21 protein-coding genes are annotated in these 23,529 nt (G+C 54.6%); 11 read left to right on the plus strand and 10 right to left on the minus strand.

Annotation, left to right across the window (positions count from 1 at the left end):
- Positions 1 to 42: 42 nt before the first annotated feature.
- Entirely contained in the window at positions 43 to 1,200 is a 1,158-nt protein-coding gene (gene devC, locus VPK24_RS09945) for an ABC transporter permease DevC (protein ID WP_190526319.1), read from the plus strand.
- A 77-nt stretch (positions 1,201 to 1,277) separates the two neighbouring features.
- Positions 1,278 to 2,006 carry an ATP-binding cassette domain-containing protein gene (locus VPK24_RS09950; RefSeq protein WP_190526321.1) on the plus strand — a complete coding sequence of 243 codons (729 nt, stop codon included), beginning with the start codon at positions 1,278 to 1,280 and terminating at the stop codon, positions 2,004 to 2,006.
- A gap of 12 nt (positions 2,007 to 2,018) precedes the next feature.
- Here the strand turns inward: VPK24_RS09950 and VPK24_RS09955 are convergent, their stop codons facing one another.
- Positions 2,019 to 2,543 carry a peptidase C15 gene (locus VPK24_RS09955; protein ID WP_393012671.1) on the minus strand — a complete coding sequence of 175 codons (525 nt, stop codon included), beginning with the start codon at positions 2,541 to 2,543 and terminating at the stop codon, positions 2,019 to 2,021.
- 131 nt (positions 2,544 to 2,674) lie between these two features.
- Here VPK24_RS09955 and hisH point away from each other — a divergent pair, with 131 nt between their 5' ends.
- Positions 2,675 to 3,331: an imidazole glycerol phosphate synthase subunit HisH gene (gene hisH / locus VPK24_RS09960; RefSeq protein ID WP_393012674.1), complete on the plus strand. Its 657-nt coding sequence runs from the start codon at positions 2,675 to 2,677 to the stop codon at positions 3,329 to 3,331.
- A 45-nt stretch (positions 3,332 to 3,376) separates the two neighbouring features.
- Here hisH and VPK24_RS09965 read toward each other — a convergent pair whose 3' ends face one another.
- Together VPK24_RS09965 and argC are read right to left on the minus strand one after the other, a co-directional pair.
- Positions 3,377 to 4,417 carry a DnaJ C-terminal domain-containing protein gene (locus tag VPK24_RS09965; RefSeq protein ID WP_393012677.1) on the minus strand — a complete coding sequence of 347 codons (1,041 nt, stop codon included), beginning with the start codon at positions 4,415 to 4,417 and terminating at the stop codon, positions 3,377 to 3,379.
- 224 nt (positions 4,418 to 4,641) lie between these two features.
- On the minus strand, positions 4,642 to 5,700 hold the full coding sequence (gene argC, locus VPK24_RS09970; RefSeq protein ID WP_393012679.1) for an N-acetyl-gamma-glutamyl-phosphate reductase: 1,059 nt from the start codon (positions 5,698 to 5,700) through the stop codon (positions 4,642 to 4,644).
- 332 nt (positions 5,701 to 6,032) lie between these two features.
- Between argC and ribBA the strand changes: the two genes are divergently transcribed.
- The 5 genes from ribBA to VPK24_RS09995 all read left to right on the plus strand — a co-directional run bounded on the left by ribBA (position 6,033) and on the right by VPK24_RS09995 (position 14,070).
- Positions 6,033 to 7,718, plus strand: a complete 1,686-nt coding sequence (ribBA, locus tag VPK24_RS09975) for a bifunctional 3,4-dihydroxy-2-butanone-4-phosphate synthase/GTP cyclohydrolase II (protein WP_393013182.1) — start codon at positions 6,033 to 6,035, stop codon at positions 7,716 to 7,718.
- Between the two features lie 140 nt (positions 7,719 to 7,858).
- Positions 7,859 to 9,676 carry a hypothetical protein gene (locus VPK24_RS09980; RefSeq protein ID WP_393012682.1) on the plus strand — a complete coding sequence of 606 codons (1,818 nt, stop codon included), beginning with the start codon at positions 7,859 to 7,861 and terminating at the stop codon, positions 9,674 to 9,676.
- A complete protein-coding gene (locus VPK24_RS09985) occupies positions 9,649 to 11,421 on the plus strand; it encodes a hypothetical protein (RefSeq protein WP_393012685.1) in 1,773 nt (590 codons plus the stop codon). The genes VPK24_RS09980 and VPK24_RS09985 overlap by 28 nt, the downstream gene beginning before the upstream one ends.
- 103 nt (positions 11,422 to 11,524) lie before the next feature.
- Positions 11,525 to 13,273: an ArnT family glycosyltransferase gene (locus tag VPK24_RS09990; protein WP_393012688.1), complete on the plus strand. Its 1,749-nt coding sequence runs from the start codon at positions 11,525 to 11,527 to the stop codon at positions 13,271 to 13,273.
- Between the two features lie 17 nt (positions 13,274 to 13,290).
- Entirely contained in the window at positions 13,291 to 14,070 is a 780-nt protein-coding gene (locus VPK24_RS09995; protein ID WP_393012691.1) for a hypothetical protein, read from the plus strand.
- Between the two features lie 140 nt (positions 14,071 to 14,210).
- Here VPK24_RS09995 and VPK24_RS10000 read toward each other — a convergent pair whose 3' ends face one another.
- The 4 genes from VPK24_RS10000 to VPK24_RS10015 form a co-directional block, all read right to left on the minus strand.
- Entirely contained in the window at positions 14,211 to 14,732 is a 522-nt protein-coding gene (locus VPK24_RS10000; protein ID WP_393012693.1) for an ankyrin repeat domain-containing protein, read from the minus strand.
- Positions 14,733 to 15,188: 456 nt separating this feature from the next.
- Positions 15,189 to 16,346 carry a PepSY-associated TM helix domain-containing protein gene (locus VPK24_RS10005; RefSeq protein WP_393012696.1) on the minus strand — a complete coding sequence of 386 codons (1,158 nt, stop codon included), beginning with the start codon at positions 16,344 to 16,346 and terminating at the stop codon, positions 15,189 to 15,191.
- 49 nt (positions 16,347 to 16,395) lie between these two features.
- Positions 16,396 to 18,885, minus strand: coding sequence for a TonB-dependent siderophore receptor (locus VPK24_RS10010; protein WP_393012699.1), 2,490 nt, complete (start codon positions 18,883 to 18,885; stop codon positions 16,396 to 16,398).
- Between the two features lie 97 nt (positions 18,886 to 18,982).
- Positions 18,983 to 20,014 carry a helix-turn-helix transcriptional regulator gene (locus VPK24_RS10015; protein WP_393012702.1) on the minus strand — a complete coding sequence of 344 codons (1,032 nt, stop codon included), beginning with the start codon at positions 20,012 to 20,014 and terminating at the stop codon, positions 18,983 to 18,985.
- Between the two features lie 126 nt (positions 20,015 to 20,140).
- Here VPK24_RS10015 and VPK24_RS10020 point away from each other — a divergent pair, with 126 nt between their 5' ends.
- Positions 20,141 to 20,341 carry a hypothetical protein gene (locus VPK24_RS10020; protein WP_393012704.1) on the plus strand — a complete coding sequence of 67 codons (201 nt, stop codon included), beginning with the start codon at positions 20,141 to 20,143 and terminating at the stop codon, positions 20,339 to 20,341.
- Here the strand turns inward: VPK24_RS10020 and VPK24_RS10025 are convergent.
- From VPK24_RS10025 to VPK24_RS10035, 3 genes are all read right to left on the minus strand, one after another.
- Entirely contained in the window at positions 20,328 to 20,819 is a 492-nt protein-coding gene (locus VPK24_RS10025; RefSeq protein ID WP_099533429.1) for a YajQ family cyclic di-GMP-binding protein, read from the minus strand. The genes VPK24_RS10020 and VPK24_RS10025 overlap by 14 nt on opposite strands.
- A 133-nt stretch (positions 20,820 to 20,952) precedes the next feature.
- A complete protein-coding gene (locus VPK24_RS10030; protein ID WP_393012707.1) occupies positions 20,953 to 21,366 on the minus strand; it encodes an MAPEG family protein in 414 nt (137 codons plus the stop codon).
- 38 nt (positions 21,367 to 21,404) lie between these two features.
- A complete protein-coding gene (locus tag VPK24_RS10035) occupies positions 21,405 to 21,908 on the minus strand; it encodes a DNA-processing protein DprA (RefSeq protein ID WP_099533428.1) in 504 nt (167 codons plus the stop codon).
- 567 nt (positions 21,909 to 22,475) lie between these two features.
- On the opposite strand from VPK24_RS10035, the gene rsfS reads away from it, so the two are divergent.
- Positions 22,476 to 22,865 (plus strand): ribosome silencing factor, encoded by a 390-nt coding sequence (rsfS, locus tag VPK24_RS10040; protein WP_370567079.1) that lies wholly within the window; start codon positions 22,476 to 22,478, stop codon positions 22,863 to 22,865.
- Positions 22,866 to 22,937: 72 nt separating this feature from the next.
- A complete protein-coding gene (locus VPK24_RS10045) occupies positions 22,938 to 23,438 on the plus strand; it encodes a CGLD27 family protein (RefSeq protein WP_190528179.1) in 501 nt (166 codons plus the stop codon).
- Positions 23,439 to 23,529 lie beyond the last annotated feature (91 nt).

Here is a 23,529-nt window from a genome sequence, read left to right on the forward strand (position 1 = left end):
AATTCTTTTGTCAGCGCGCTTGCTAGCGTTGCAACCGATCCCATGCCCAAAAAAACTCCCCTTTCTTGGCTATTATTGGTGCGCCAAAAAAGCCGCCTCGTTGTAGCCATTGCTGGCATTGCCTTTGCTGATATTTTGATGTTCATGCAGTTGGGGTTCCAAAGTGGCCTATACGACGCAGCCATCAAGCCTCACCTCAACCTGGATGCGGATTTAGTCCTCATTAATCCCCAGTTTCGGACACTTTTTTCTGTTAAAAGCTTCCAACGCGAACGGCTCTATCAAGCTCGCGCACTGCCCGAAGTGAAAGAGGTGAGTTCTATTTATATCAACACCGGCCAATGGCGCAATCCAGAAACCCGTGAAAGTCGCGCCATTTTGGTTTGGGGAGTCGAACCTGGAAAGCCCAGTTTCAAGCTGCCGGAAGTGGAACAGCAACTTACCGAAATCACCCTGCTGAAGACCGTTTTGTTTGACCAAGCGGGACGACCGGAATATGGCATGGTGGCCGATTGGTTAGCCCGGTCGCCCCAGGGTTTAGAAGTGGAGTTGAGCGATCGGCTCTTGAACGTCAGCGGTACTTTCACCTTGGGGGCATCGTTTGCGGCGGATGGCAACACGATCGTCAGTGATTCCACCTTTTTACATTTGTTTCCCGATCGCTCCGCCAGCAACATTGAAGTGGGGTTAATTCAACTGCAACCGGGTAGCGATCCGGTGGTGATGCAACGCAAACTGTCCGCCTTTTTGCCCAAGGATGTGCGAGTTTTAACCGTTGAAGAATTTGCCAACGTTGAAAAGCAATATTGGGCCGAAGGAACCGGTATTGGTTTCATTTTTGGTCTCGGGGTCATCATGGGCTTCATTGTGGGCATCGTGATCGTTTATCAGATTCTCTATTCCGATGTGTCCGATCACTTGTCGGAATTTGCCACCATGAAAGCCATGGGCTACAGCAACGTTTTTCTGGTGCGCGTCCTGATTACTGAAGCCTTAATTTTGGCAGTAATTGGCTTTTTACCCAGCATGGTTTTGGCAATGGGTTTATATCAAATTACCTATTCCGCTACCCTTTTGCCGATTTTCATGCAGCTCGATCGCGCCATCACCGTTTTTGTGTTGACCGTTGCCATGTGCAGCGCCTCCAGCGTGATTGCCATGCAAAAGCTTTATCAAGCGGATCCAGCGGATATTTTCTAAGGATTTTTGCCCACTCAGGATTTTTGCCCACTTTTGGAGAGATCAATCTAGCAGAGGGTTAGGTTATGGATCAGGTCATGGATCAGGTTACGAATCAAGTCCTTGGGCAACCATCTAGCCAAGCTAATGCCATTACGATTCAGGATTTGAATCACTATTTTGGCAATGGCGACCTCAAAAAACAGGTGCTTTATGACATTAATTTGACCATTCAAGCGGGTGAAATTGTGTTGCTGACGGGGCCATCTGGCTCTGGAAAAACCACCCTATTGACCCTGTTGGGAGGGTTGCGATCGGCCCATGAAGGGAGCTTGAAAATTTTGGGTCAAGAAATGTGTGGAGCTAGCAAAGAACAGCTTCTAAGAACTCGCTGCAACATTGGCTATATTTTTCAGGCCCATAATCTTTTGAGCTTTCTAACAGCTCGCCAAAATGTCCGCTTGTCCTTGGAATTACATGACCATTACACCGATGCAGAGTGCGATCGGCTGGTGGATGAAATGTTGACGGCGGTGGGCTTGGGAGAGCGATTGGACTATTATCCCGAGCAGCTTTCAGGGGGACAAAAACAGCGGGTGGCGATCGCCCGGGCCCTGGTGAGTTCTCCCAAAATTGTTTTGGCCGATGAGCCAACGGCCGCGCTCGATCGCAAGTCGGGGCGGGATGTGGTGGAAATTTTGCAACGCTTGGCCAAGGAGCGAGATTGCACCATTTTGTTGGTTACTCACGATAACCGCATTTTGGATATTGCCGATCGACTGCTGTATATGGAAGACGGGCGATTGGTGAAGGATAAGACTGAGTAGATTTGCAGGAAATTAAACTTGGCGATCGTGCTCTAGGTTGTGCAAAATTTGACGGAAATCTGCTGCGATTTTTCCTTGATTTTCAAGGGTCAAAACTGGCACATGGATAAATAGAGCCTTGGCTAATTGGCGGTTGAGCAACAGCCATTGCAAGACTCGGTAATAGAGCGCATTGCAAACAAAATTTCCTGCATCAAAGCTAATTTCAGAACACTCAGTTCCCGCCAAAAGTTGTGGCAAATGAAAACCCGTTGCTAACCAACTCCCCCCTTGGTTAGCTTGGGCTTCTAGGGATAGGTGAGATCGCCCCTCAGCCATGCCACATAACACAATTTGCCGAGGGCGATGTTGCTCGATCGCCCCAATCACCCGCTGAGGAGCCAGATCAAAATCAACGGGTAATTGCCGCAAGCAAATCGCCTGCGGGGGCAGTTGCCGTTGTTCGATCAGCAAAGCCAGCAAATCATCGGAAGCGTTCGATTTCTGATGGGGTAACCAAGTTTGAAAGGAGGTGATCAGCCATGGAGATTGCGCCATTTCAAACCTATAATTTCAGTGGTTTCGATCTTTTGAATGATTTGGATGATTAAGATCGCTTTCGATCGCCCATCATCAAAATCACAGTTTCAGTCAATACAATTGCAGCAATTGCAGGGGTTTGGTGTCCTATGACAACGATTGCCGTGGTCGATTACGATATGGGCAACTTGCATTCCGCCTGCAAGGGGCTAACCCAGGCGGGAGTTGAGCCGATCGTGACTGACTCGGCAACGGTGATCGATCGCGCCGATGCGATCGTCCTGCCGGGAGTCGGGTCTTTTGATCCGGCGGTGCAGCAACTGCGCGATCGGGGATTGGAAGCGCCCATTCGCCAGGCGATCGCCCAAGGAAAACCCTTCTTGGGCATCTGTTTGGGTTTGCAAATGCTATTTGAAACCAGCAGCGAGGGCCGGGAACCGGGCCTGGGCATCGTGCCCGGCTCCGTGCGGGCTTTTCAGCCAGAACCAGGAATCACTATTCCCCATATGGGTTGGAATCAGTTGACCCTCACCCAACCCACATCCCTGCTGTGGCAAGGGTTGGAGCTGTCGCCCTGGGCCTATTTTGTCCATTCCTACTATGTGGATCCGGCGGATCCAGGGGCGATCGCCGCCACGACCACCCACGGCAGCCAAACGGTGACAGCCGCCATTCACTGCGAAGCGCTCGGTTCCGGTCGGCCCAATGTGATGGCGGTGCAGTTTCACCCGGAAAAGTCAGCGGCGGCGGGCCTGCGAATCTTGGCGAACTTTGCCACCACGGTTCGATCGATGGTTCCCTGCTAGGGTTAATCGACCGGTTTGGCAACGCTTAAAAATGCCTAAAAACGCTTAAAGCTGAACGGAGCGCAAGTGCGATCGGGGATCGGTCGATCGCGCGGCCCGCACCTGCTCGTAAGCGGCCCGCTCGGCCGCCGTGGGCGAGCTGGGCAAGGTCACCGCCACCCGCACCAACAAATCCCCTCGTTTGCCGCTGGGTTCAACCCAACCCTTGCCTCGCAACCGCAGGGTTTGACCCGACTTGATACCCGCTGGCACATTCATGGTCACCAACCCATCGGGGGTGGGCACATCGGCCTTGGTTCCCAACACCGCCTCATCTGGGGCGATCGGGATTTCGCAAACCAAGGTATCGCCCTCAAACTGGAAGAAGTTGTGGCTATTGAGACTGACCTTCAGGTACAGATCTCCCCGTTGACGGCTGTAGGGGTCGTATTGCCCCTTGCCTTTGAGGCGAATTTTGCTGCCCGGTTTGGCCCCGGGAGGAATGCGCACGGTGATGGTTTCGGCTCCCAGGCTCAGGCGCTTTTGTGTGCCATTAAAGGCTTCCCCAAAGGACAGGGCCAAGGTGGCTTCTCGATCGCCCGCGGCCGATTGGGGGCCAAAGCCGCCCACATCCCCAAAGCCGGAGAAGCCACCCCCAAAATTGCTGCTGTTGTAATTGCCGCTGTAGTTGCTGCCTGTGCCGCTGCGATAGTTGTAGTTGCTCGATCGCGTCCCGGCGGCCCCTGGCCCGCCAAATCGTCCCAGCAGCTCATTAATAAATTCATCAAAGCTGCCGTAGCGGCCAAACTCAAAATCATCAAACCCGGCTCCCCCGGCCCCGGCTCCTCCCCAGGCTTGACCGGCGCGATCGGCCTGTTGCCAATATTGACCAAAGCGATCGTACTTTTGGCGCTTGTCCGCATCGGACAGGACTTCATAGGCCTCGTTCACTTCCTTGAACCGCGCCTCTGCCTGTTTGTCGCCCGGGTTCAAGTCCGGGTGGTATTTGCGCGCCAACCGTCGATAGGTTTTCTTGATTTCCTCGGCACTGGCGGTTTTGGTCAGACCCAGCACCGCATAGTAATCCTTAAAATCTGTCGCGGCCATGCGCTATCACCTTATTTTGCTGCGGTCGATCGGGATGGATTTAGCCTAACGAAGTCTAGCGCTGGCTGGAGATCGGGTGCGATCGCGCTGATTGGTGCAATTCCCGAACCTAACCAGATTTTGGCTGTCGCCTGGATCCTGATCCTCAGCGGTTTCCGCCCCCTTTCCGGCCATGGGAAAGGGGTTGGGAAAACCAAGATTGATCGACCATTTCGGGAGCAAGCCTAGGGATAGAACGCCAACTGGGGCAACCCGATCGTTTCATCCAAGCCCAACATCAGGTTCATGCACTGCACCGCCTGACCCGATTGGCCCTTCATCAGGTTATCGATCGCCGACAACACAATCACCCGATCGGTGCGTGGATCCACCTCCACACCCAAATAGCAGAGGTTGGTTCCTAGGGCCCACTTGGTTTGGGGATAGACCCCACTGGGCAACACCTTCACCCAAGGACTGTTGCGATAGAAAGCGTTGTAGATGGTCAGCAGGTCTTCGCGCACCAGGCCCGGATCGCGGAGGGTGGCATAGACGGTGGACAAAATGCCGCGCGGCATCGGCACCAGGTGGGGCGTGAATTGAATCCGCACTTCATGACCCGCCAAATCCGTGCAAATTTGTTCAATTTCCGGCGTGTGGCGATGGCGACCGACCCCATAGGCAGAAAAGGAACCGCCCGCTTCCGCCAACAGCATGTTGGTTTTGGCCTGGCGACCGCCGCCAGACGTGCCGGACTTGGCATCAATGATCGCCGTTTCCGGAATGATAATCCCCTGTTTCAGAAGGGGCAGCAGGGCCAACAGGCTGGCCGTGGGATAGCAGCCGGGACAACCAATCAGGTTCGCCTCCGCGATCGCCTCGCGATTCAGTTCCGGCAGCCCATAGACCGCCATGGCCGCCACTTCCTGATCGCTGCGACTCTTGCCATACCAGTCTTCATAGGTGTTCAGATCCCGGAACCGGTAATCTGCCGACAGATCCAACACCTTACAGCCCCGATCGACCAGTTGAGGAGCCAAGTCACAGGCAATCCCGTTGGGCAGCCCCAAAAACACCACCCGACAGCGCCGGGCAATCTCATCCAGGTCGATCGACTCCACCTTCAGGGAAATGCGGTGGGCCAGGTGAGGATAAACTTGCCCATAGCTTTGGCCGGCACTGCTTTCGCCGCCCAAATAGGTCAGTTCCACATGGGGATGATCTAACAGAATTCTGACCAGTTGCACGCCGCCGTAGCCCGATGCGCCAACGATGCCAACTGGAATCTTGTCTGTATTACTCATAATCCGGCTTCTGATTCCCTTTGCTTGTGTGGGTGCCTGTGTCTGTGGACGGGCGCGGTGCTGCTGGGTGCGGGCCAGCCGGCGGGTGCGCGCGGCTTGTTGCCATGCATTCTAGTACCGTTTGCCGGTGTTCCTGCGTTCGGTTGCAGGGGGTCTCACCCCTAGGGGATACAGGGCGATCGCACAGGATCAGAAAAGCCGCAATTCACCGCCGGGTGAAACTGCTACAGGGGATACAATGGAGACCATAAGTTAAGAACTGTAACTGTTTATTAGCGTCCGTGCCGGCCTCTGGCTGACGGACGCACCGTTCGTCTTTGGTTGCTGCTGCAATGACCCACCACACCGTCCCCCAGCCTGTTCCCGCGTTTGTGTTTGACACGATTCCCGCCATCCTGGCAGACCTCAAGGCCGGGCGGCCCGTGGTGATTGTGGATGACGAAAACCGCGAAAACGAAGGGGACATCATCTACGCCGCCGAAAAGGTGACGGCGGACGCGGTGAACTTCATGGCCACGGAGGCGCGGGGACTAATTTGTTTGGCCATGACGGGCGATCGGCTCGATGCGTTGGAGTTGCCCTTGATGGTGACCAACAATACGGACAGCAACCAAACGGCCTTCACCGTTAGTATCGATGCTTCGCCGGCCTTGGGGGTGAGCACGGGCATTTCAGCGGAAGACCGCGCCAAAACAATCCAAGTGGCGATCGACCCACGAACCCGGCCGGAAGATCTGCGGCGACCGGGGCACATTTTCCCCCTGCGATCGCGCGAAGGGGGGGTGCTGAAGCGGGCGGGGCACACGGAGGCGGCCGTGGACTTGGCTCGCCTGGCGGGGCTTTATCCAGCGGGCGTGATTTGCGAAATTCAAAATCCCGATGGTTCCATGGCCCGGTTGCCGCAACTGATTGACTATGCCCAGCGCTACGACCTGAAAATCGCCACGATCGCGGACTTGATTAGCTATCGGTTGCAACATGAGCGGTTTGTGATCCGGGAAACGGTCACCAAACTGCCCACGGAGTTTGGCCTGTTTGAGATCTATGGCTATCGCAATGAAATTGATGGTTCCGACCATGTGGCGATTGTCAAGGGCGACCCGGCCACCTTCCACGATCGCCCGGTTTTGGTGCGGGTGCATTCGGAATGTCTGACGGGGGATGCGCTGGGATCCTTGCGCTGTGACTGTCGAGCGCAACTGATCGCGGCCCTGAAAATGATTGAGCAAGCCGATGAAGGGGTGGTGGTTTACCTGCGGCAGGAAGGTCGCGGCATTGGCCTGATTAATAAGCTCAAGGCCTATTCCTTGCAAGATTTGGGCTTTGACACGGTGGAAGCCAACGAAAAGCTTGGTTTTCCAGCAGATTTGCGCGATTACGGCGTGGGCGCACAAATTTTGAACGATTTGGGCATTAACCAAGTGCGGCTGATTACCAATAACCCGCGCAAAATTGCCGGTGTTCGTGGCTATGGGTTGGAAGTGGTCGATCGCGTGCCCTTGTTGATTGAGGCCAACTCCTTCAACACGCGCTATCTGACCACCAAGGCGGCCAAGCTGGGGCATCTGCTTCTGCAAACCTATCTGGTGACGATCGCCCTCCATTGGACTGATCACCCCACCACTAGCGAAGCCTACGAACGGTTGGCCCAGTTGCGACAGTTGGTGAGCGATCGGGATTTGCGATTGCGGGAAGAGGCGCGGCCGGTGGCGGTGGCCCTGTTTGGCAACCCGGCGCTGATTGTGCATTTGGGCTTTGACCAACCCAATTTGGCCATGGCCGGTTGGTATCGCGAGCCGGGCCATCCTTACCTGGAGGCGATCGCCCAACTCCTGGATCAGTTGGCGGACTGGCAAGCGGTGCAGCGGCTGGAATTTTTGGTCAGTGAAGGGGGCGACCCCATGGCCGGGCTACAGGTGAAGCTCGATCGCCTGACCTACAAGCTGTCGAGCGGGCATCGACCATCCACCATTTGCCAAGATGTGGAAAGCCAGCAAATTTATAGCTTCCTGCGCTAGCGGCCTGCGTTAGGGCTGTTGGGGCGATCGTCCTGCGCTAAAGTGCCTTTGTTGCAAACTGCGGGCCGCCGATCGGGAAATGTCCCCTAGCTAGCGGTTCTCCGGCGGTTTGGCAACGGTTTTTCAGGGCAGGACAGCGCGTGCAACAGGAACCGGGCCATCAACCCCCTCAGGCCATTCAGGCATTTTGGGCACAAGTTTGGAGCGTTCTTTTTCAGCCGATCGCCCATGGGCGCGATCGACGGCTCTGGTTTTGGGGCGGCCTCTGCGGAGCCGTGGCCCTGGCCTATGGCGGGTTGGCCCTGCAACAGGCCCTGGCGGGCCCCTATGTGATCCAAGATGATGCCCGACAGCATGTGTTTTGGATGCGACGCTTTTGGGATCCAGAAGCCTTTCCCCAAGATCTGATTGCCGACTATTTCCAGTCCGTGGCCCCGGCGGGTTACCAATGGCTCTATGGCTTGGTGGCCAAGCTGGGGCTAGATCCTTTGCTGTTTAACAAATTTGTGCCCCTGGGGTTAAGTCTGCTGGCGGCGGTGGGAGCCTATGGCTTAGCGGTGACCCTCTGGCCGATTCCGTTGGCGGCGGGGTTGAGTGGGCTGCTGGCGGTGCAGGCCCTGTGGCTGCGGGATGATTTGGTTTCCGGTACACCAGCGGCCTTTGCGGGGCCCCTGTTGCTGTGGGGGTTGTGGGCGATCGCCCGTCGGTGGTTGGGATTAACGGTGGGGGCGATCGGGCTGCTGGCTTTGTTTTATCCGCAAGTGGCCCTGGTGCTGGGCGGCGCGTTAGGACTGCAATTGCTGCGATCGGGGCGATCAGTTGCTTGGCGCTGGCGTGCGGCCTGGGAACGCCCGGAGGTGCGGGTGGCCTTGGCGGGCTTGGGGGCGCTGGTGGTGACCATGGTTCCCTACCTGTTGCGCGATTCTCCCTTTGGGCCGGTGCTGTCCGTGGACGTGGCGCGAGCGATGCCCACCTTGGCCGATAAGGGTTGGTCTGCCTTTTTCACGCGGGATCCTTGGAACTATTGGGCCTGTGGCCAACGCAGTGGCTTTTTGCCCACCGAATGGTGTCGGATCATGGCCTTCCATTCGGTGCTGGTGTTGCCTTTGGGCGTTTGGTTTGGCCTGTTGTGGCCCCTGCTGTGGTGGCAGCGCGATCGCTTCCCCCTGGTGCGATCGGCCCAAGGAGCCTTGCCCCTGTTGAGCGATCTGTTGCTGTCCTCCGCGATCGGGTTCGGGGCGGCCCATGGGTTGCTCTTTAAATTGCACCTGCCCAATCGGTATGGGGAGCATTCGGTGCGGCTGGTGGCGGCGCTAGTGGCGGGTTTGGCGATCGCGGCGGTGCTGGAGCGGGCGGTGCAACTACTGCGGCGGGGTGGCTCCCGGGCGATCGGGGCCGGGCTGGGGGCGGGCCTGTTGGTTCTGTGGTTTGTGGCCTATCCAGCGGCTCTGACGGCTCAAAATTACGCCTTTCCGGTCACCAACTACGTGCCGGGCAATGCTCCGGGGCTTTACGCTTTTTTGCAACAACAACCGCGTGATACCTTGGTCGCTTCCTTGGCCCGCGAGGGGGATAATTTGCCCGCCTTTGCGGGGCGATCGATCTACGTGGGCGGCCAAGGCTATCTGCTGCCCTATCATCTGGGGTTTTATCAAGAACTGGTGCGGCGGCTCGATCGACTCGTGAGCGCCCAATTTGCCCCCAGTTGGGCCCCCATTCGTCGGTTTTTGGCGGAGACGGGCGTGGATTTTTGGTTAGTGGAGCGATCGAGCTTTCAACGGGACTTTTTGGATAGTCGTCGGTTTCGCCAATTCAACATTGGTGCAGCCCCATTAGCCCAGCTCGATCGGGGCGAACAACCGGTTTTACCTAGCGCGATCGACCGTTGCGCCCAGTGGCAAGCGGGCGATTTGGCACTGTTGGAGGCGAAATGCTTAATGGCTGGCTCCGCGCCCTAGACCCAACCAGCCCCAGGGGCGATCGCGCGGGCCGCTGGGCCTTGGCGCTCAGTTTGGCCGTGGCGATCGGTTGTGCCCTGCCTGCTCTCTTTCAGGCCTTCAGCGGCCCCTACGTGGTGCAAGACGATGCTCGCCAACATGTGTTTTGGATGCAACGGTGGCTCCACCCCGATCGCTTCCCCAATGACCTGATGGCAGACTATTTCCAATCCGTGGCTCCCTGGGGATATCAAGGCCTATATCGGTTGGGCAGCGTCCTCGGCTTGGATCCGATGGTTTTCAATAAATTGTTGCCGATCAGCCTAGGAACCCTGACCACATTTTTGTGTTTTCAAGTGGTTTGGCAACTGTTGCCCGTACCCTTGGCGGCCTTCAGCGCCTGCGTATTTTTAAATCAAAATTTATGGATTGCCGATGATCTCGTTTCCGGTGTACCCGTTGCCTTTATTTATCCCCTTTTCTTTTTATTTTTAAAGGGTTGGTTAGGGCGATCGCCCTGGCAACTCTTCAGTGCCATTGGGCTTTTGTCCGGCTTCTATCCTCATGGCGTTTTATTGGGATCTTCTCTGATTGGTCTAGATTTAATTTGGCAAACTTGGCTAATTGCTCAGCGATCACCGTTCCAGGTGCGATCGCTACTGAAAACCCTATGGAATCAGCGTCGATTAGAACTCAGCTTGCTGATATTTTCAGGCTTAGTTCTATTGCCCTTCCTCGGAAAATCGAGTCAATATGGCCCGGTGCTAACTGCCACTGAAGCCAAAACCTTTTGGGCCCAATTTTTCCAGGTGGAACCGGCTTGGGCCTATTGGTTCAAACATCGACGCACGGGGCTAATTCCGATCGATTGGTGGGAAATTGACTTCGCTTTCCCGCAAATTATTTTGACCTTACTCTTTCCGATTTTGTGGTGGCAGCGCGATCGGTTTCCCCTGTCCCAGTCCACGCGATCGAGCCTGGTCTTTGTGCCGCAATTATTAATCGTCTCTGGGGCTTGGTTTACCGTTGCCCATCTCTTGCTCTTTCGGTTGCATTTGCCCAACCGCTACTCAGAACATTCCCTGCGTATCGTTGTAGCCATTTTGGGTGCGATCGTCCTGAGTTGGCTGGTGCAAAAGGCTTGGCAATGGGCCAAATCACGCCCGCCCAATGCAAAATTGAGCAATCCAAAAGCCAAAGGCTTGGTGTTGCTCATCACCGGTTTTTTGCTGATTTATCCCTTCACCTTTCCTGGTTTTCCCGCCACGCAATACGAAATTGGCAACCATCCCCAACTCTATGAATTTTTTCAGAACCAACCGGTTATCATTCGGATTGCTTCCACCACCCGTGAAACGGATAATTTGCCCAGTTTTGCCCAACGCTCCATTGTGGTCGGCCCCGGGTTCACCATGCGCTACCATCGTCGCTATGCCACGGAGCTATTGCAGCGGGCAACGGATTTAATTGTGGGTCAATATACCCCGAACCCCGATCGCCTACGGGAGATTTTGAACCGCTATTCAGTGGATTTTTGGTTGCTTGATCGGGCTGATTTTGACCCCAATCAGCTCCAAAAAATGGGCTGGGTTCGTTGGTTCCGCGCCAGCCCCCAAGAACCCCTGGCGATCGCCCATCGTCAAGCGATCGAGCAATTACGGCGGGGCGAAGTGCCCGTGATGCAAACGCTGCTCGATCGTTGTCAGCAATTCACCGATCAATCATTGGTTGTTCTGAATGGCAACTGCTTAAGATCATCCCTTTAATTCCATGCATTCAGCCTGTCTGATCAGGGCTAACTGATGAATCTCATTCATTCCTTAATTTGATTCACGCCCTTCATTCCATTGCAGATCAATTTCTCCAAAGATGACTAACCAAACAATTAGCCAAAAAATTCTGACAGGTTTGCAAAAGGGATTTCAAATCGGTTTCCAAAGTCCTCGCCAAGCTCCCCGCTGGACAATTTCCTTACCCCTCTTGGGTCTGATTTTGTTAAGTGGTGCGATCGCCCTCTATGGCATTAACTGGGGATTGCCAGACTGGAAAGGTTGGGCCGCCGATGAGCTAACGCCAGAACGGGTTTTAGAGGCGATCAATCAAAAATTTGCCAACGGTTGGCACTATAAATATCCACCCTTTCACTATTACTTACTGACCCTGCTCTATTCACCCCTGTTGGTGCTGAAACAACTGGGCTGGGTTTCCTTTGAAGATCTGAAAACCTATAGCCTTTTGTTCTATCTCAATCGGCTGCTTTGCGTGGTCATGGGCATGGGAACTATGGTCTTGATGGTGCGGTTGGGAGAAATGATTTTTGATCGCAAAACGGGCTGGCTAGCGGCCTTATCCATGGCCCTCACGCCCCTTTATGTCTACTACGCCAAAATCGCCAACTTAGATATTCCCGTTTTGTTTTGGTCGATCGGCTTTTTAATTTTCTATGTGGAAATTCTGAACCATCACCGCTTTCGCGACTACATCATCGGCGCAGTTTTAGCCGCGATCGCCGTTTGCACCAAAGATCAGTTCTATGGATTTTGCATCCTCACGCCGTTCTTTGTGATTTGGCACTATTGGCAAAAACAACGGCTGAGCAACCCTCAATTCACCCTTTGGCAAGCGGTGCGCGATCGACGGGTGGGCTATGGCCTTGGTGCAGGGGTTGGAGCATTTTTAATTCTGCAAAATGCCCTCTTTAACTTCCAAGGGTTTATCGATCGATTCAACTTAATTCTGTACGGAGGAGCCAGCATTCGCCCTCGTTACGAAGAAAGTTTGCAAGGGCAGTGGGAAATGCTGGGCCAAAGTTTTGGGCATTTGCAATTTTCCTTTGGCTGGCCCCTTTGGTGGCTGGCTTGGGTCGGGATGGCGCTCTATGGCTGGCGATTAGTTCGATCGCTCCGAGGCTATTCCCAACCGGGCCGCACCTCTCTTCATCCCACCGATCGCCAATGGTTGCCGCTCTATCTTTGGGTTCCCGGTATTTCCTATTACCTGTTTTATATCGCACCTATTTTGTATAACGATGTGCGCTATTTAATGCCCTTAATGCCCCTCTTTGCCTTCTTCGCGGGTTTTGCCATGGCCCAGTTGAGCGATCGCCTGAAACCTTGGTTTTTTCCCGGTGCTTTAATCACCACCCTCGCCTTGAGTTACAGCCTGGGTTATAGCTGGACAGTCAACAGTTTAATGATCCATGATTCACGCTATTTTGTTGAAGAATGGATGCGATCGCAAATTCCCGCCAATGAATTAATTCTGGAAGTGGGCATTGAAAAATATTTGCCCCGCACCACAGGATTTCAAGCCAAATTGCTCGAAGAACCGGACTTGGGACAGGTGAGCGTCCTCAAGCCCCAATGGATTATTGTCAGCAGTGGCTATGACCAACGGCGCTTTCCGCAAAATTCTCCAGGTCACCAATTTTTTGAGCAGTTACAATCGGGAAAATTGGGCTACGAACTGGCGCTGCAATACCAAACCAAGCCCAAGTGGTATTGGTTCGATCGCCCCACGGTGACCTATCGACTGTTGGATGACATGAAAATTTATTCCAACTTCGACAAAATCGACCCTGAAATCACAATTTATCGATCGAATAAATCGACTGAATAAACCGCCAACTTTTAATCATGATGCCCTCCCCCGCCGTGCCCCGCGCTTCCCGTCGCCCTCGGATCTTCGCGTCCCTCCTGGCTCGTTCTGGGGTGGTGGGCTGGGGATGTTTGGCCTGTTTACTGATCGGCTGTGGCAATGGGAACCGTAGCGACGCAGCTATTACCACCGAAGTTCCGGCGGCCCCAGCGACCCAGCCTGTGGCCTTGAACAGCGAGACCCCATCGGCTCCGGGAGCGGGCCAGTCGCCCGCCGTGGATCGGGTGGCGGCGGTGGATGCCAATCGCGAAATCGCTAACGGTCGCCTGGGGCGGGTGCGGCTGGGCATGACCCTTGCTGAAGCCAAGCGGCTGATGGGACCCAATGTGCGCTGGGAAAATGTGCCTAATCTGCTGGTGGACTTTGGCGGCATCGCGGCCAAGTCAGGATCGCAAACCCTGTTTTATGTCATTTACGAAGCAGCAGGCGGAACACCACGCGATCGCGACCCGATTTCCATGCTGATGACGGAGAACGCAGCCTACAAAACCGCCGAAGGAATCGGCCCCGGCAGCTCGATCGCCCAAGCCGAAGCGGTCTACGGCAAAGCCACCCTCAGTTTCAATTGGGATGATGAAGCGCGGGAATATGTCAAATTTGCCAGCCAGCCGGTGGGTCTGATTTTTCGCACCCGAGGTCAGCCCGATGACTTCGATGGCAACTATCCCACCACCCAAGGCCAAAGCCAGAGTTTTTACAGCACACAACGTTACCGCCCCACCGCAGCCATCAAAGCCGTGTGGGTCGCTTCGCCCTAGTCGCGCGACAGGCTTAATGTATTGGGTCAAAGCGGCAAAGGCAGTCGTCGTAACAAGGGGCTTAAGCCCCTTGCTGCCTAACGGTTTGGTGGCGACAACAGTCAGTTGACTTGGCCTATCACGTTAAGGCAGCCGCGCCACTAGGGTTCCGCGCTGTCCGCCAACTCCGAAAACCGCTTTGCTCCAGCCGCCCGCAAGCGTTCCGCTCCCTCGGGCCAATCCATCAACAATGCCTGATCGAGATGGGTGAAGTCGGGGCCATGGTCACCGATTCGGTTGGGGTCGGCCCCGGCGGCCAGCAAGCGGCCGATCGCGCCGGCCTGTCGCCAAGCCACGGCAAACCCAAGGGGCGTTTCTGAATCATCCGTGACGGCGTTGGGGTCGGCTCCCCGTCGCAACAGCAAATCGATCATCGGCAAGTCCCCTTCAACCACAACATGCAGCAGGGGCGTGCAGCCAAAGTTGCCGGGCGGGCCATCCACGGGCGCGCCCCGATCGAGCAGCCAAGTCACCATCGATCGGTTGTGCCAAATGGCGTAGTCCAGCAACATGGCTTCGTTGGACTGGTAAAGCTCGGGATGTTTGCCCAACAACAATCGCAGCCGCCGCCGATTGCCGCGTTGAATGTAGCTATGCGCTCGACGAATGAGACCAAGACCCATGGGAGATCGACCTGCTGAGGAAATTGGCTGAATTTAGGGGGCGATCGGCTGGCGGTTTAAGAACGCATTGGAGCAGTTGACAGCAAGTTTTGCGACAGTCTACGCGAGTTACTGTTCAGCGTAGTTAACAGAAATGCGGGGTAGGAGAATCGAACCCCTAAGCGTTGCTCTTGGACAAAACACTGTTTCCGGAACTTACACTGCTCGCAGCACATTTGGGTAGTCACCAGACCTTCGCAGCATCGCTACCCCGCATGAACCGACCGTTGTATAGACAACAGGTGCAATCATTAATTCCTCCTTTTTTGAAGATAGATGCTGTCTTAGCTAAATAGTGGTGGGCAGTGTCCACCCTACTGGCTTCACCGTGCGTTAATCGAATGGATAGTCTTTCTTGGGTGCTTGATATTTTTTGAAACTGCCGCATACTTGATAGCAAAGCTGACCAAAATTGATTTAGGGATGACTCAGCTTGGAAACCCTGCGCCGATACTTCCACATCACGAAACCTGTGATTAACAGTGCTAGGGGAGCCAACCCAACGAAAACATAAAGAATTCGGGTTGCCAGACCGCCAAAAGTCCCAAAGTGAACCGCATCAAACTGACTAATAATCGCCTCCGCCCGGGTCGGCTTCAGCCCATCAGTCAGTTGAATTAACTCACCGGTAAACTGATCGATCGCCACTCTGGTATTGCCCCATTGCGAGCGTTCTTGGGGTTGTCGCTTGCTTACGACAAATGGAGAATCTGGCTTTTGAGGAAGCACAATATAGGTCATCGTCGCATCGGGAATGACCGCTTCGGCTCGCTGGATCAACTCAGCAATAGATAAAGGCTGCTGACTTGGAATTGGCTTGGAAACTGGCGCGGCTGGCTTGGGTGTGAAAGTGACAGCATAAATCGCCTCATTCACCTTAGCTTGAGGCACATTCCAAGCAAACCCTGTGAACCCAATCAAACCTAAAAAAATTGCAGTAATGATGCCTGAAACTTTATGAATATCAAAGTTGGTTCGTTTGATATGGGCGTTTTTCCACTTGATTTTGAATCCAGCCATGAAATTGCGCCAGCCCGGCCACAACACAATGCCAGTGAGGCTCAAGATCAGTGTCAGCAACGCAACAACGCCCATCACGAGAGTGCCTGTTTCCCCCGCCAGCAGTTTGTAATGGAGGTCATAAATTAGGCCAACCCAACTGCTTTCCCATTCCCGATCGCCCATAATTTGCCCCGTGTAGGGATGCACAAACACCTGCCAATGGTGATGGGCTGGGGTTTCCAACCAGGCCTGATAGGGTTCCTGGGCTGATTGGGGTGGCGCAATGGTGTTGAGGTTCCATTGCTTTTTTCCATAGGCCGCTTTGATCGACTCGATGATGGCAGCAACGGGCACCATTGCCCCCGCAGGCACAACGGTTCCCAGCCGCTGAGCCAGCACCCAATGATCAATTTCATGCCAAAAAACGAGGACACTGCCAGTCAAACCTGCGATGCACAACAAAATCCCGATCGCCAAACCTAACCAGCGGTGGATGAAGAAAGAAATCGTCCTGAGTTTGGCAGAAAACAGGCGAGTGAGTGATTTTGGTAAAGGCTTTTGTGGTGATTCCATTTCATGCTTACCCCGGCTGATGAATACTGAGCGATCTCCGATCGCTGAGCTAAAATGTCCAAGAAAAACTGGCTTGCACGGTCAGCGGCGCACCATAAAAAATGCGGTTGCGATTGAAAGACCCTTCAAAGTACTCCACATCAAAGAGGTTTTTGATGTTGATTGCCGCGCGGAATCCGTTCCGTTTATAAAAAATTGCGGCATCAGTTGTTAGGTAGCTCGGCAACTCAAACGTATTGGCATTGTCACCTGCGCGATCGCCCACGTAAAACAAGCCCACACCAAATCCCAACCCTTGCAAATCGCCTTCCTGAATTTCGTAGGTTGTCCACAAACTTGTAGCATGGGGCGCAGTGCGTTGGACGCGATTATTCACCAGATCCGAGTTATTGTCCTCGGTGATTCTTGCGTCGTTGTAAGCATAGCTGGCAAAGATATTCCACCCTGGCAAAATCTCTCCAGCCACGCTGAGTTCAACCCCTTGACTCCGCTGCTCTCCCGTTTGCACTGAGAAGTTGTCATCAACGGGATCGGTGGTCAGCACATTTTTTTGAGTGATGTTGTACCATGCCAAGGTTGCAGAAAGCCGATCGCTTAAATCGGCTTTCACACCAATTTCAAACTGGGTTCCTCGGGTAGGCTCAAAAGTACTGTCGTCGCGAGAACGACCAATAGTTGGTTCAAACGATCGACTGTAGTTGGCGTACAGGGAAAGCGGTTCGATCGGTTGATAGACAATCCCTAAACGCGGACTGAACGCCTCGCCCGACTGAACCAGATCGGGATTGCCGAAATCGCCAGTCTGTCTAAACATGTCAAACCGACCACCGATCAGCACCTTCAAGTTGTCTGCTAGGGTGATTTGATCTTGCAGCAAAATCCCCAGTTCATCGGTCACAATGCTGTCTTCACTGCTAAAGGTCACCGCGCCAGGCGATGCGTCAAAGGTGGGATCAAATAGATCAATGGGCGGCCCTTCTAGCCCTGTGAAGAGTAGTTCAATATCCGATCGCCCTAAATCAACCCCAAATAATAATTGATGCTGAATGGAGCCAGTTGCGAACTTACCCACCACATTCGTAGTCATCCGATAGTCAAAATACTGATCGGAAATGTCAGAGAAGCTGGTTGACAAAGTTCGATTGTCAGCACCAAGCGCTCCCGGAAATCGGCCAAAGGTGTCAAACTCCATCGACCCATATCGAAACGCATGATTTAATGACCAACTTTCATTAAATTGATGCTCCAGCTTATAGCCAATTCGGGCCTGTCTAACCTCAGCATCACTTTCCGTCAGGTTGCGGCTGCGCGGCACATTCCCAAGGGGGTTATCCAAAATTGTGCCCACAATCGGCAATCCATGGGTGGCATTATCGCGCAGTAAGTGCTTATAAGTACCTTCAATGCTGAGTGTGGTGTGGTCACCCAAGGCAAAACTCAGAACCGGCGCAATCACGAAGTTTCTGGTTCGGCTGGAATCCGTGAAAAGTTCTTGGTCTCGATAGGAAGAATTCAGTCGATAAAGAATGTTTTTGTCGCGATCGAGGGGGCCAGACAAATCCACTTCGCCCCGGTAAAAATCGAAGCTGCCCGCGCTCGCTTCCACGAAGTAATAGGGATCGCTTAAAGGGCGCTTGGTAACAAAGTTGATCGTTCCTCCCGGAGAGGATGAGCCAAACAAAATGGAGTTGGGCCCTTGGAGCACTTCAATTTGCTCAATACCCGTGAGGTCAGGGCCAATATTGGCAGAGACACCGTTAAAGTCCCGTGCGACTATGCCATCGACGGTGGGCGAGGTGAAAAATCCTCGCACCTGTGCCCGCACCGCGTCAAAGTTAGACGGCGAGCCAACCCGCACACTGGGCGCATTCAGCAATGCACTGGTCACGTCAGCCCGTTGATCTTGCAGCAGTTCTTGGGGAATGATTTGGATCGATTGGGGAATATCGCGTAAGGGCGTATCTGTCCGCGTTGCGGTGGAGGAGTTTGGCACGCGATAGCCCCGTTGCCCTGCTCCGGTGACCACGAGTTCCTCGTCTGGCTCCTCCCCGGCAGGGTTGAGGCTATAGGCCAGGCCGGCGGTAGTCAGGATCACTTCTGTGGTGGGCGGGGCGTTGGTTCCGGTGACGCTGACCCGGATGGTGTTGCTGTCTTGCTGCGTCACCTGCACCGTGGCAATGTCGGCGATCGGGTTCTCCGCCACAAAGGCTTGTCCTGCTGGGAGCGCCAGCACGGCATTTGGAATATCAGCAACGAGGCTATTGCCCTCGGTGCGAAACTGAGTCGCATCAATTTGCAGGGGCTGATCTTCGGCGGTTTCCAGAACGATTTCGAGTTCCGTATCAATACGGTTCAGTTGCACGCCGGTTACTTGTACGGTGGTGCGCTCAATTTGCGCCCGCCACTCTTGGAGGCTGGTTGCGGGCTGCCCTAGGTCTTGTATTCGGGGAATTTGAGCGCTGTCCTCGGCCCAAGCGGCCTGCGGCCCCACCACGGACAGCACAGTCGCCACAACCAGACCCGACAACCGATTCACCATGACCCCACACCGCAGTTGAGAAAGACTTTCAGGAGCCTAGCAAGGGCGAACAGCAAAACAAAGCCGTTTTGGTGAGTCGCGGTACTTTTTTTGAGGGCTAGCAGAACTTTTTGCGCTGGGCCTGATAGAGCTTGGGATTGATGCCGAACTTGGTTCTGAACTGCTTGGCGAAGTGGCTGCGATCGCCAAAGCCCACGGCGGCCGCAACTTCGGACACTTTTAGCTCACCGGTTTCGAGCAACTGTCTGGCTTGCTCTAGGCGATGGTCATGTAAATAGGTAAAAGGTGGCTGACCAAACACCTGCCGAAAGCCTTCTTTTAACGCCCGACTGTTCAGCCCCACCTGTTGCGCCAGAGTCATCAATGAGGGGGGCTGCTCTAGGTGTCTCAGCAAAATCGATCGAGCCTGATGCAGGCGATCAATATCATCGGGCTTCAGGTTCGCCAGTGCCGCGCCGTCCTCCCAAGTCTCGGCTGGGCCATGGGTTAATGGCTGTTCTTGCTGAATTTGCAGCTCATCGGCCAGCACCAGCATCACCGCCTCCAGGGCCTTGCTCTCTAGAAACATCCGCTTGGTAATGCCCTGATAGGGACAGCGAATGATTTGCCACAGCACCCGCTGCATGGCTCTTGAGACTTTGCCCACGCGGGTGTAGTAGAGCTGGTCGGCTGGTCGCACAAGGTGGCGCAAGGCCGAAGGGAGTTCACCGTCTTGACCCGCAAAGGACTGAAAGACCTGTGGCGACAGCCAAATATGGACTTCCAGGATCGGGTTCCGGTCTGTGCCGATGATCCAATCCTTGGGGGCCAGGCCACTGCCGTAGAGGGCATATTCCAGGTTGTGGACTTCGGTGTAAGTGTCTTGGTGCTGTCCGGAGAGGTGGAAATGGAACGATAGCCACTCGGCACGCTCGGCCAGGGCCGCATCCCAGCGATCGCGCAGCCGGTAGTGATGGACTTGGACTTCAAAGCCTTCTCGGAGTTCCACTTCTCGGATGTAGCCTTCCCAGAGCCAAGCGGGGTAAACCAATAGGCGATCGTACCGATCGGTTGCGTCTGGGTGCCGGGCCTGAGCAGCCGTCTCTTGATACAGCTCAACGGCAGCTTGTTCAGAAGTGGTGATGGTCATGGCGATCGCACTGGCTCAACAAACAGATTCTAATTAATGCGAATAATTAATGCGAAATTGTTGCATTAGAATTGATGCTGGAGCAAGCCAACAACATCGTAATTCCTGGACATTTGCTAACCCGTTGTGGCTGCAACAACGATCGAGTTTGGCGATCGAGTTCGGCCATTCCACCGGGGCGATCGCGCTGCATCTGGCCGTGGTCGTGCGGCAGTATCCCATTGCCAAAATGAAGCACCTTGCCAAAACGGCAAAGTGCTTGAAGATGCTTTGGGTTGCCAGGGCCGGCTCCTGGATCGGGGAGCCGGTGGGACTAACGATAGTTAGTGAATTGCAGCGCCACGGGCAGATCTTCCTGCTTCAGGCGCTGGATCACCAGTTGCAGATCGTCTTTGGATTTGGCGGAAACGCGCACTGCGTCGCCTTGAATTTGGGCTTGGGCTTTTTTGAACTCATCGCGAATCAATTTGCTGATTTGTTTGGCGATGTCTTGGGGAATGCCCTTTTGCAACTTCACCTTTTGGCGAACACGGTTGCCGCTCGCGGATTCAATGTCGCCAAAGTCAAAGATTTTCAGGTCTAGTTTTCGTTTGGCGGCTTTCTCGCGCAAAACGGCCGTGACAGCTTCAAGAGTCATTTCGCTGGCGGTTTCGATCGTGAGATCGGTTTCGCCCAGCTCAACGATCGTGTTGGTGTCTTTCAGGTCGTAGCGGGATTTCAAATCTCGCTGCAATTGGTCGATCGCGTTGACCAACTCCTGTCGATCGAACTCACTCACCACATCAAAGGAAAACGTCGCAGCCATAACCCTAATTTTTCAATCCAAACCAATACAAAATGAATCGCCCAATTCGTGATCAATCTTCAGCCAGGGGCGATCGAGTTCCCATGAACCAGACTCGCCAATGGTGACTGATGCAGCCGTGGATTCAGCCCCCCTAGGCAATTTGCTGGAGCGCTTGCACAAACAGCGAAATCATTGCAATTTGCCCAATGCCAAACATCAGCGATCGCAGGGGAGGAATGTTGGCCAAATAGGCCACCGAAAACAGCGCCCGCGCTCCCACAAAGGCCACCGCCGCCCAACCGGCCGCAGGGGTGTTGACCCCGGTGGCATAGGCCGCCAGGGCCGCAGCGGCATAGGGAGCAAAGGTTTCAATGCTGTTTTGGTGGGCCCAAGTGGCTCGCTTACCATAGTCCGGCAGGCGATCGAACATGGCCCGGGGCGCACCCAAATCCATCCCCACCTGGAACCGGGCATAGGCCACCGCCAAGTAAGGGAAATAGACCAAAAAGCTCGCCACAAAAACTGAACCCAGCAGCAAAGTGGGAATGCTAAAACCCAAAATCATGCGTTTTCACCTAGTCGAATTTCACGAAGTCGAATCAACTAGTCGAAATAGAACAGCGTGACCACCCGGCGCTGTTCTTCAGCTTCCCGGCAGGTTTGCAGCAGGGTCACACTGTCATGGAAGGCAAAGCAAATTAACTGCTGGCAACGGGAAATAATTTCGTGGTTGCACAGGGAGCTGGCTTCAGCCAAAGAAAGCTGGTCATTTTCTGGTTTTTCAACCAAATGAATCACCGATTCCAATTGATCGCGAGATTCGCGCGGTTGCCGCTCCAAACTTTGGGGCAAAATCACGGTCAACAAATTGGCATCGGCGCGCATGGCTCCGCGAATGGCGGCGGCGTTGGTTCCCGTAGCACCCGAAGTAATAATTTGATTCCCGGCCAGCACCAATGCATAGCTGAGGGTTTCAATCAATTGTTGATGCGTAATCGGCACGTGGCGCGAACCCAGGATGGCGATCCGCTTGGAGCCGGTTTGCTGGATTGCAGCGAGTTCCTGCAAAAAATCGTCAACCTTGGGAAGATCGAGAGACGGACTCAAGGGTGCTACGGGGCAATAACAACGCCGCCATTTTAACAGAGACTTGGAGGCTGGCGTTGCGGCCCAAGAATTTAAAAATGGGGTGGGCTGGCGGGTGCAAATTCAGGCCAGGATTGGCGGAAGGATGCTTTCGGGGATGGTAATTCAGGGGATCAATTCGCAGAACAACGGCTTTTGCTAGACTGGAGGTTCAATGGCGCGTGACTCAAAACAGTAACCCGTGAACCGGAGGGCTGCGCTCTCATCTTCATGACCCGATCGCCCCAGTTTGCTGCCACCATTTAAGTTTTGCTTGGGGTGGAGGCTGGGTTGATCGATCGACCGTTCATCAGCGTTTTGGTTTCGGGTTCCTGCGTTGTGCCATTGTTTGGTGCCATTGTGTTGCGCCATTGTGTAGAACTCACCTCGCCAGCCGATCGCGGCGACGTAATTTTGATGAGTGATCCGGATTTGAAGTTGAACGCGCAAGAGCTGGCCCTGTTGACGGCTGAGGGCATTGAAGACGAAGGGGACGATGAGACGGTAGTGGAGTTTGCGCCGCCTGTGGCCAAGGGGGCAGTCTATCAACTGGGGCGTGGTTCCAGCTATGAAGTGGCGATCGCGGCGGCCAACGCGGCGGACGATCGCAAAGGGGAAGACATTGCGCTGCTGGAGGTGACGGAGGTTTCCTACCTGGCGGACTATTTCCTGATTGTGACCGGGTTTTCGCGGGCCCAAATTCGCGCCATTGCCGACGCGATCGAGATGAAGCTGAAAACCGAGTTCGATCGCCGGCCCCAAAACACCGCTGGCTATGGTGATGGCGGCTGGGTTTTGCATGACTACGGCGATGTGGTGGTGCATGTGATGATGCCCACGGAGCGCGAGTACTACAACTTAGAAGCCTTTTGGGGCCACAGCAGGCGGCTGGAGTTTCGGCCCCTGCCCGCCACCGAATCGTCCAACACGGCTGGCTAGGGATTTCGATTCGATCCCCCCGCTGATCATCCATGCCTGAGCGGCGCAACAGAGCTGATTCATCCCTTGTTTATGACGCGATCGCCCCGTTCGGTTTGTCCCGTTCCCGAAGAACAACAACCCCTCAACGAGTTTTCCGAGTTGAAGGAGGCCTGGCTGTTGTCTTGGCCCACCTTGCCGGGCCGAGGGTTGGTGATCAAGCTGCTGTGGATTTGGGCCTGGAGCTGGTTGGTGGTGGGGCCCGTGGCCGCCGCCAGCTTCCCCCTCAAAAAAGACCTGGCCCACTTTCTGTTGGGGGCCGGTGGCGGGGCGGTGTTGCCCGTGTTGCTGGTGTTGGCGCGGATCTATTCGGCCTGGAGCTATGTGGGCCGTCGCCTGTTCAGCGAAAAAATTATCTATGAAGAATCCGGCTGGTATGACGGCCAGGTTTGGGAAAAGGCTCCGGAAATGTTGGCTCAGGATCGGCTAGTGGTTTCCTATGAGGTGAAGCCCACGCTCGATCGGCTCCGGCGGTTGGTGCTGATTTTGGCAGGAACCTTGCTGGCGGGGGCGGCCGTTTGGGGCCTGGTCTAGGGGCCGGTTCGGTTAACCTGGATGGGGAACGGTGGGCGCGATCGCACTCGCTCGATCGCAAGGCCCCGATCCGCGCAAGACCCATTGAAAA

Origin of the sequence: Limnothrix redekei LRLZ20PSL1, assembly GCF_043235035.1 — a bacterium.
GTDB lineage: Bacteria > Cyanobacteriota > Cyanobacteriia > CACIAM-69d > CACIAM-69d > CACIAM-69d.

Bases quoted from the DNA above. Each gene is read 5' to 3' on its own strand.
- devC (WP_190526319.1), top strand. From the start codon at position 43: ATGCCCAAAAAAACTCCCCTTTCTTGGCTATTATTGGTGCGCCAAAAA.
- VPK24_RS09950 (WP_190526321.1), top strand. From the start codon at position 1,278: ATGGATCAGGTTACGAATCAAGTCCTTGGGCAACCATCTAGCCAAGCT.
- VPK24_RS09955 (WP_393012671.1), bottom strand. From the start codon at position 2,543: ATGGCGCAATCTCCATGGCTGATCACCTCCTTTCAAACTTGGTTACCC.
- hisH (WP_393012674.1), top strand. From the start codon at position 2,675: ATGACAACGATTGCCGTGGTCGATTACGATATGGGCAACTTGCATTCC.
- VPK24_RS09965 (WP_393012677.1), bottom strand. From the start codon at position 4,417: ATGGCCGCGACAGATTTTAAGGATTACTATGCGGTGCTGGGTCTGACC.
- argC (WP_393012679.1), bottom strand. From the start codon at position 5,700: ATGAGTAATACAGACAAGATTCCAGTTGGCATCGTTGGCGCATCGGGC.
- ribBA (WP_393013182.1), top strand. From the start codon at position 6,033: ATGACCCACCACACCGTCCCCCAGCCTGTTCCCGCGTTTGTGTTTGAC.
- VPK24_RS09985 (WP_393012685.1), top strand. From the start codon at position 9,649: ATGCTTAATGGCTGGCTCCGCGCCCTAGACCCAACCAGCCCCAGGGGC.
- VPK24_RS09990 (WP_393012688.1), top strand. From the start codon at position 11,525: ATGACTAACCAAACAATTAGCCAAAAAATTCTGACAGGTTTGCAAAAG.
- VPK24_RS09995 (WP_393012691.1), top strand. From the start codon at position 13,291: ATGATGCCCTCCCCCGCCGTGCCCCGCGCTTCCCGTCGCCCTCGGATC.
- VPK24_RS10000 (WP_393012693.1), bottom strand. From the start codon at position 14,732: ATGGGTCTTGGTCTCATTCGTCGAGCGCATAGCTACATTCAACGCGGC.
- VPK24_RS10005 (WP_393012696.1), bottom strand. From the start codon at position 16,346: ATGGAATCACCACAAAAGCCTTTACCAAAATCACTCACTCGCCTGTTT.
- VPK24_RS10010 (WP_393012699.1), bottom strand. From the start codon at position 18,885: ATGGTGAATCGGTTGTCGGGTCTGGTTGTGGCGACTGTGCTGTCCGTG.
- VPK24_RS10015 (WP_393012702.1), bottom strand. From the start codon at position 20,014: ATGACCATCACCACTTCTGAACAAGCTGCCGTTGAGCTGTATCAAGAG.
- VPK24_RS10025 (WP_099533429.1), bottom strand. From the start codon at position 20,819: ATGGCTGCGACGTTTTCCTTTGATGTGGTGAGTGAGTTCGATCGACAG.
- VPK24_RS10030 (WP_393012707.1), bottom strand. From the start codon at position 21,366: ATGATTTTGGGTTTTAGCATTCCCACTTTGCTGCTGGGTTCAGTTTTT.
- VPK24_RS10045 (WP_190528179.1), top strand. From the start codon at position 22,938: ATGACGCGATCGCCCCGTTCGGTTTGTCCCGTTCCCGAAGAACAACAA.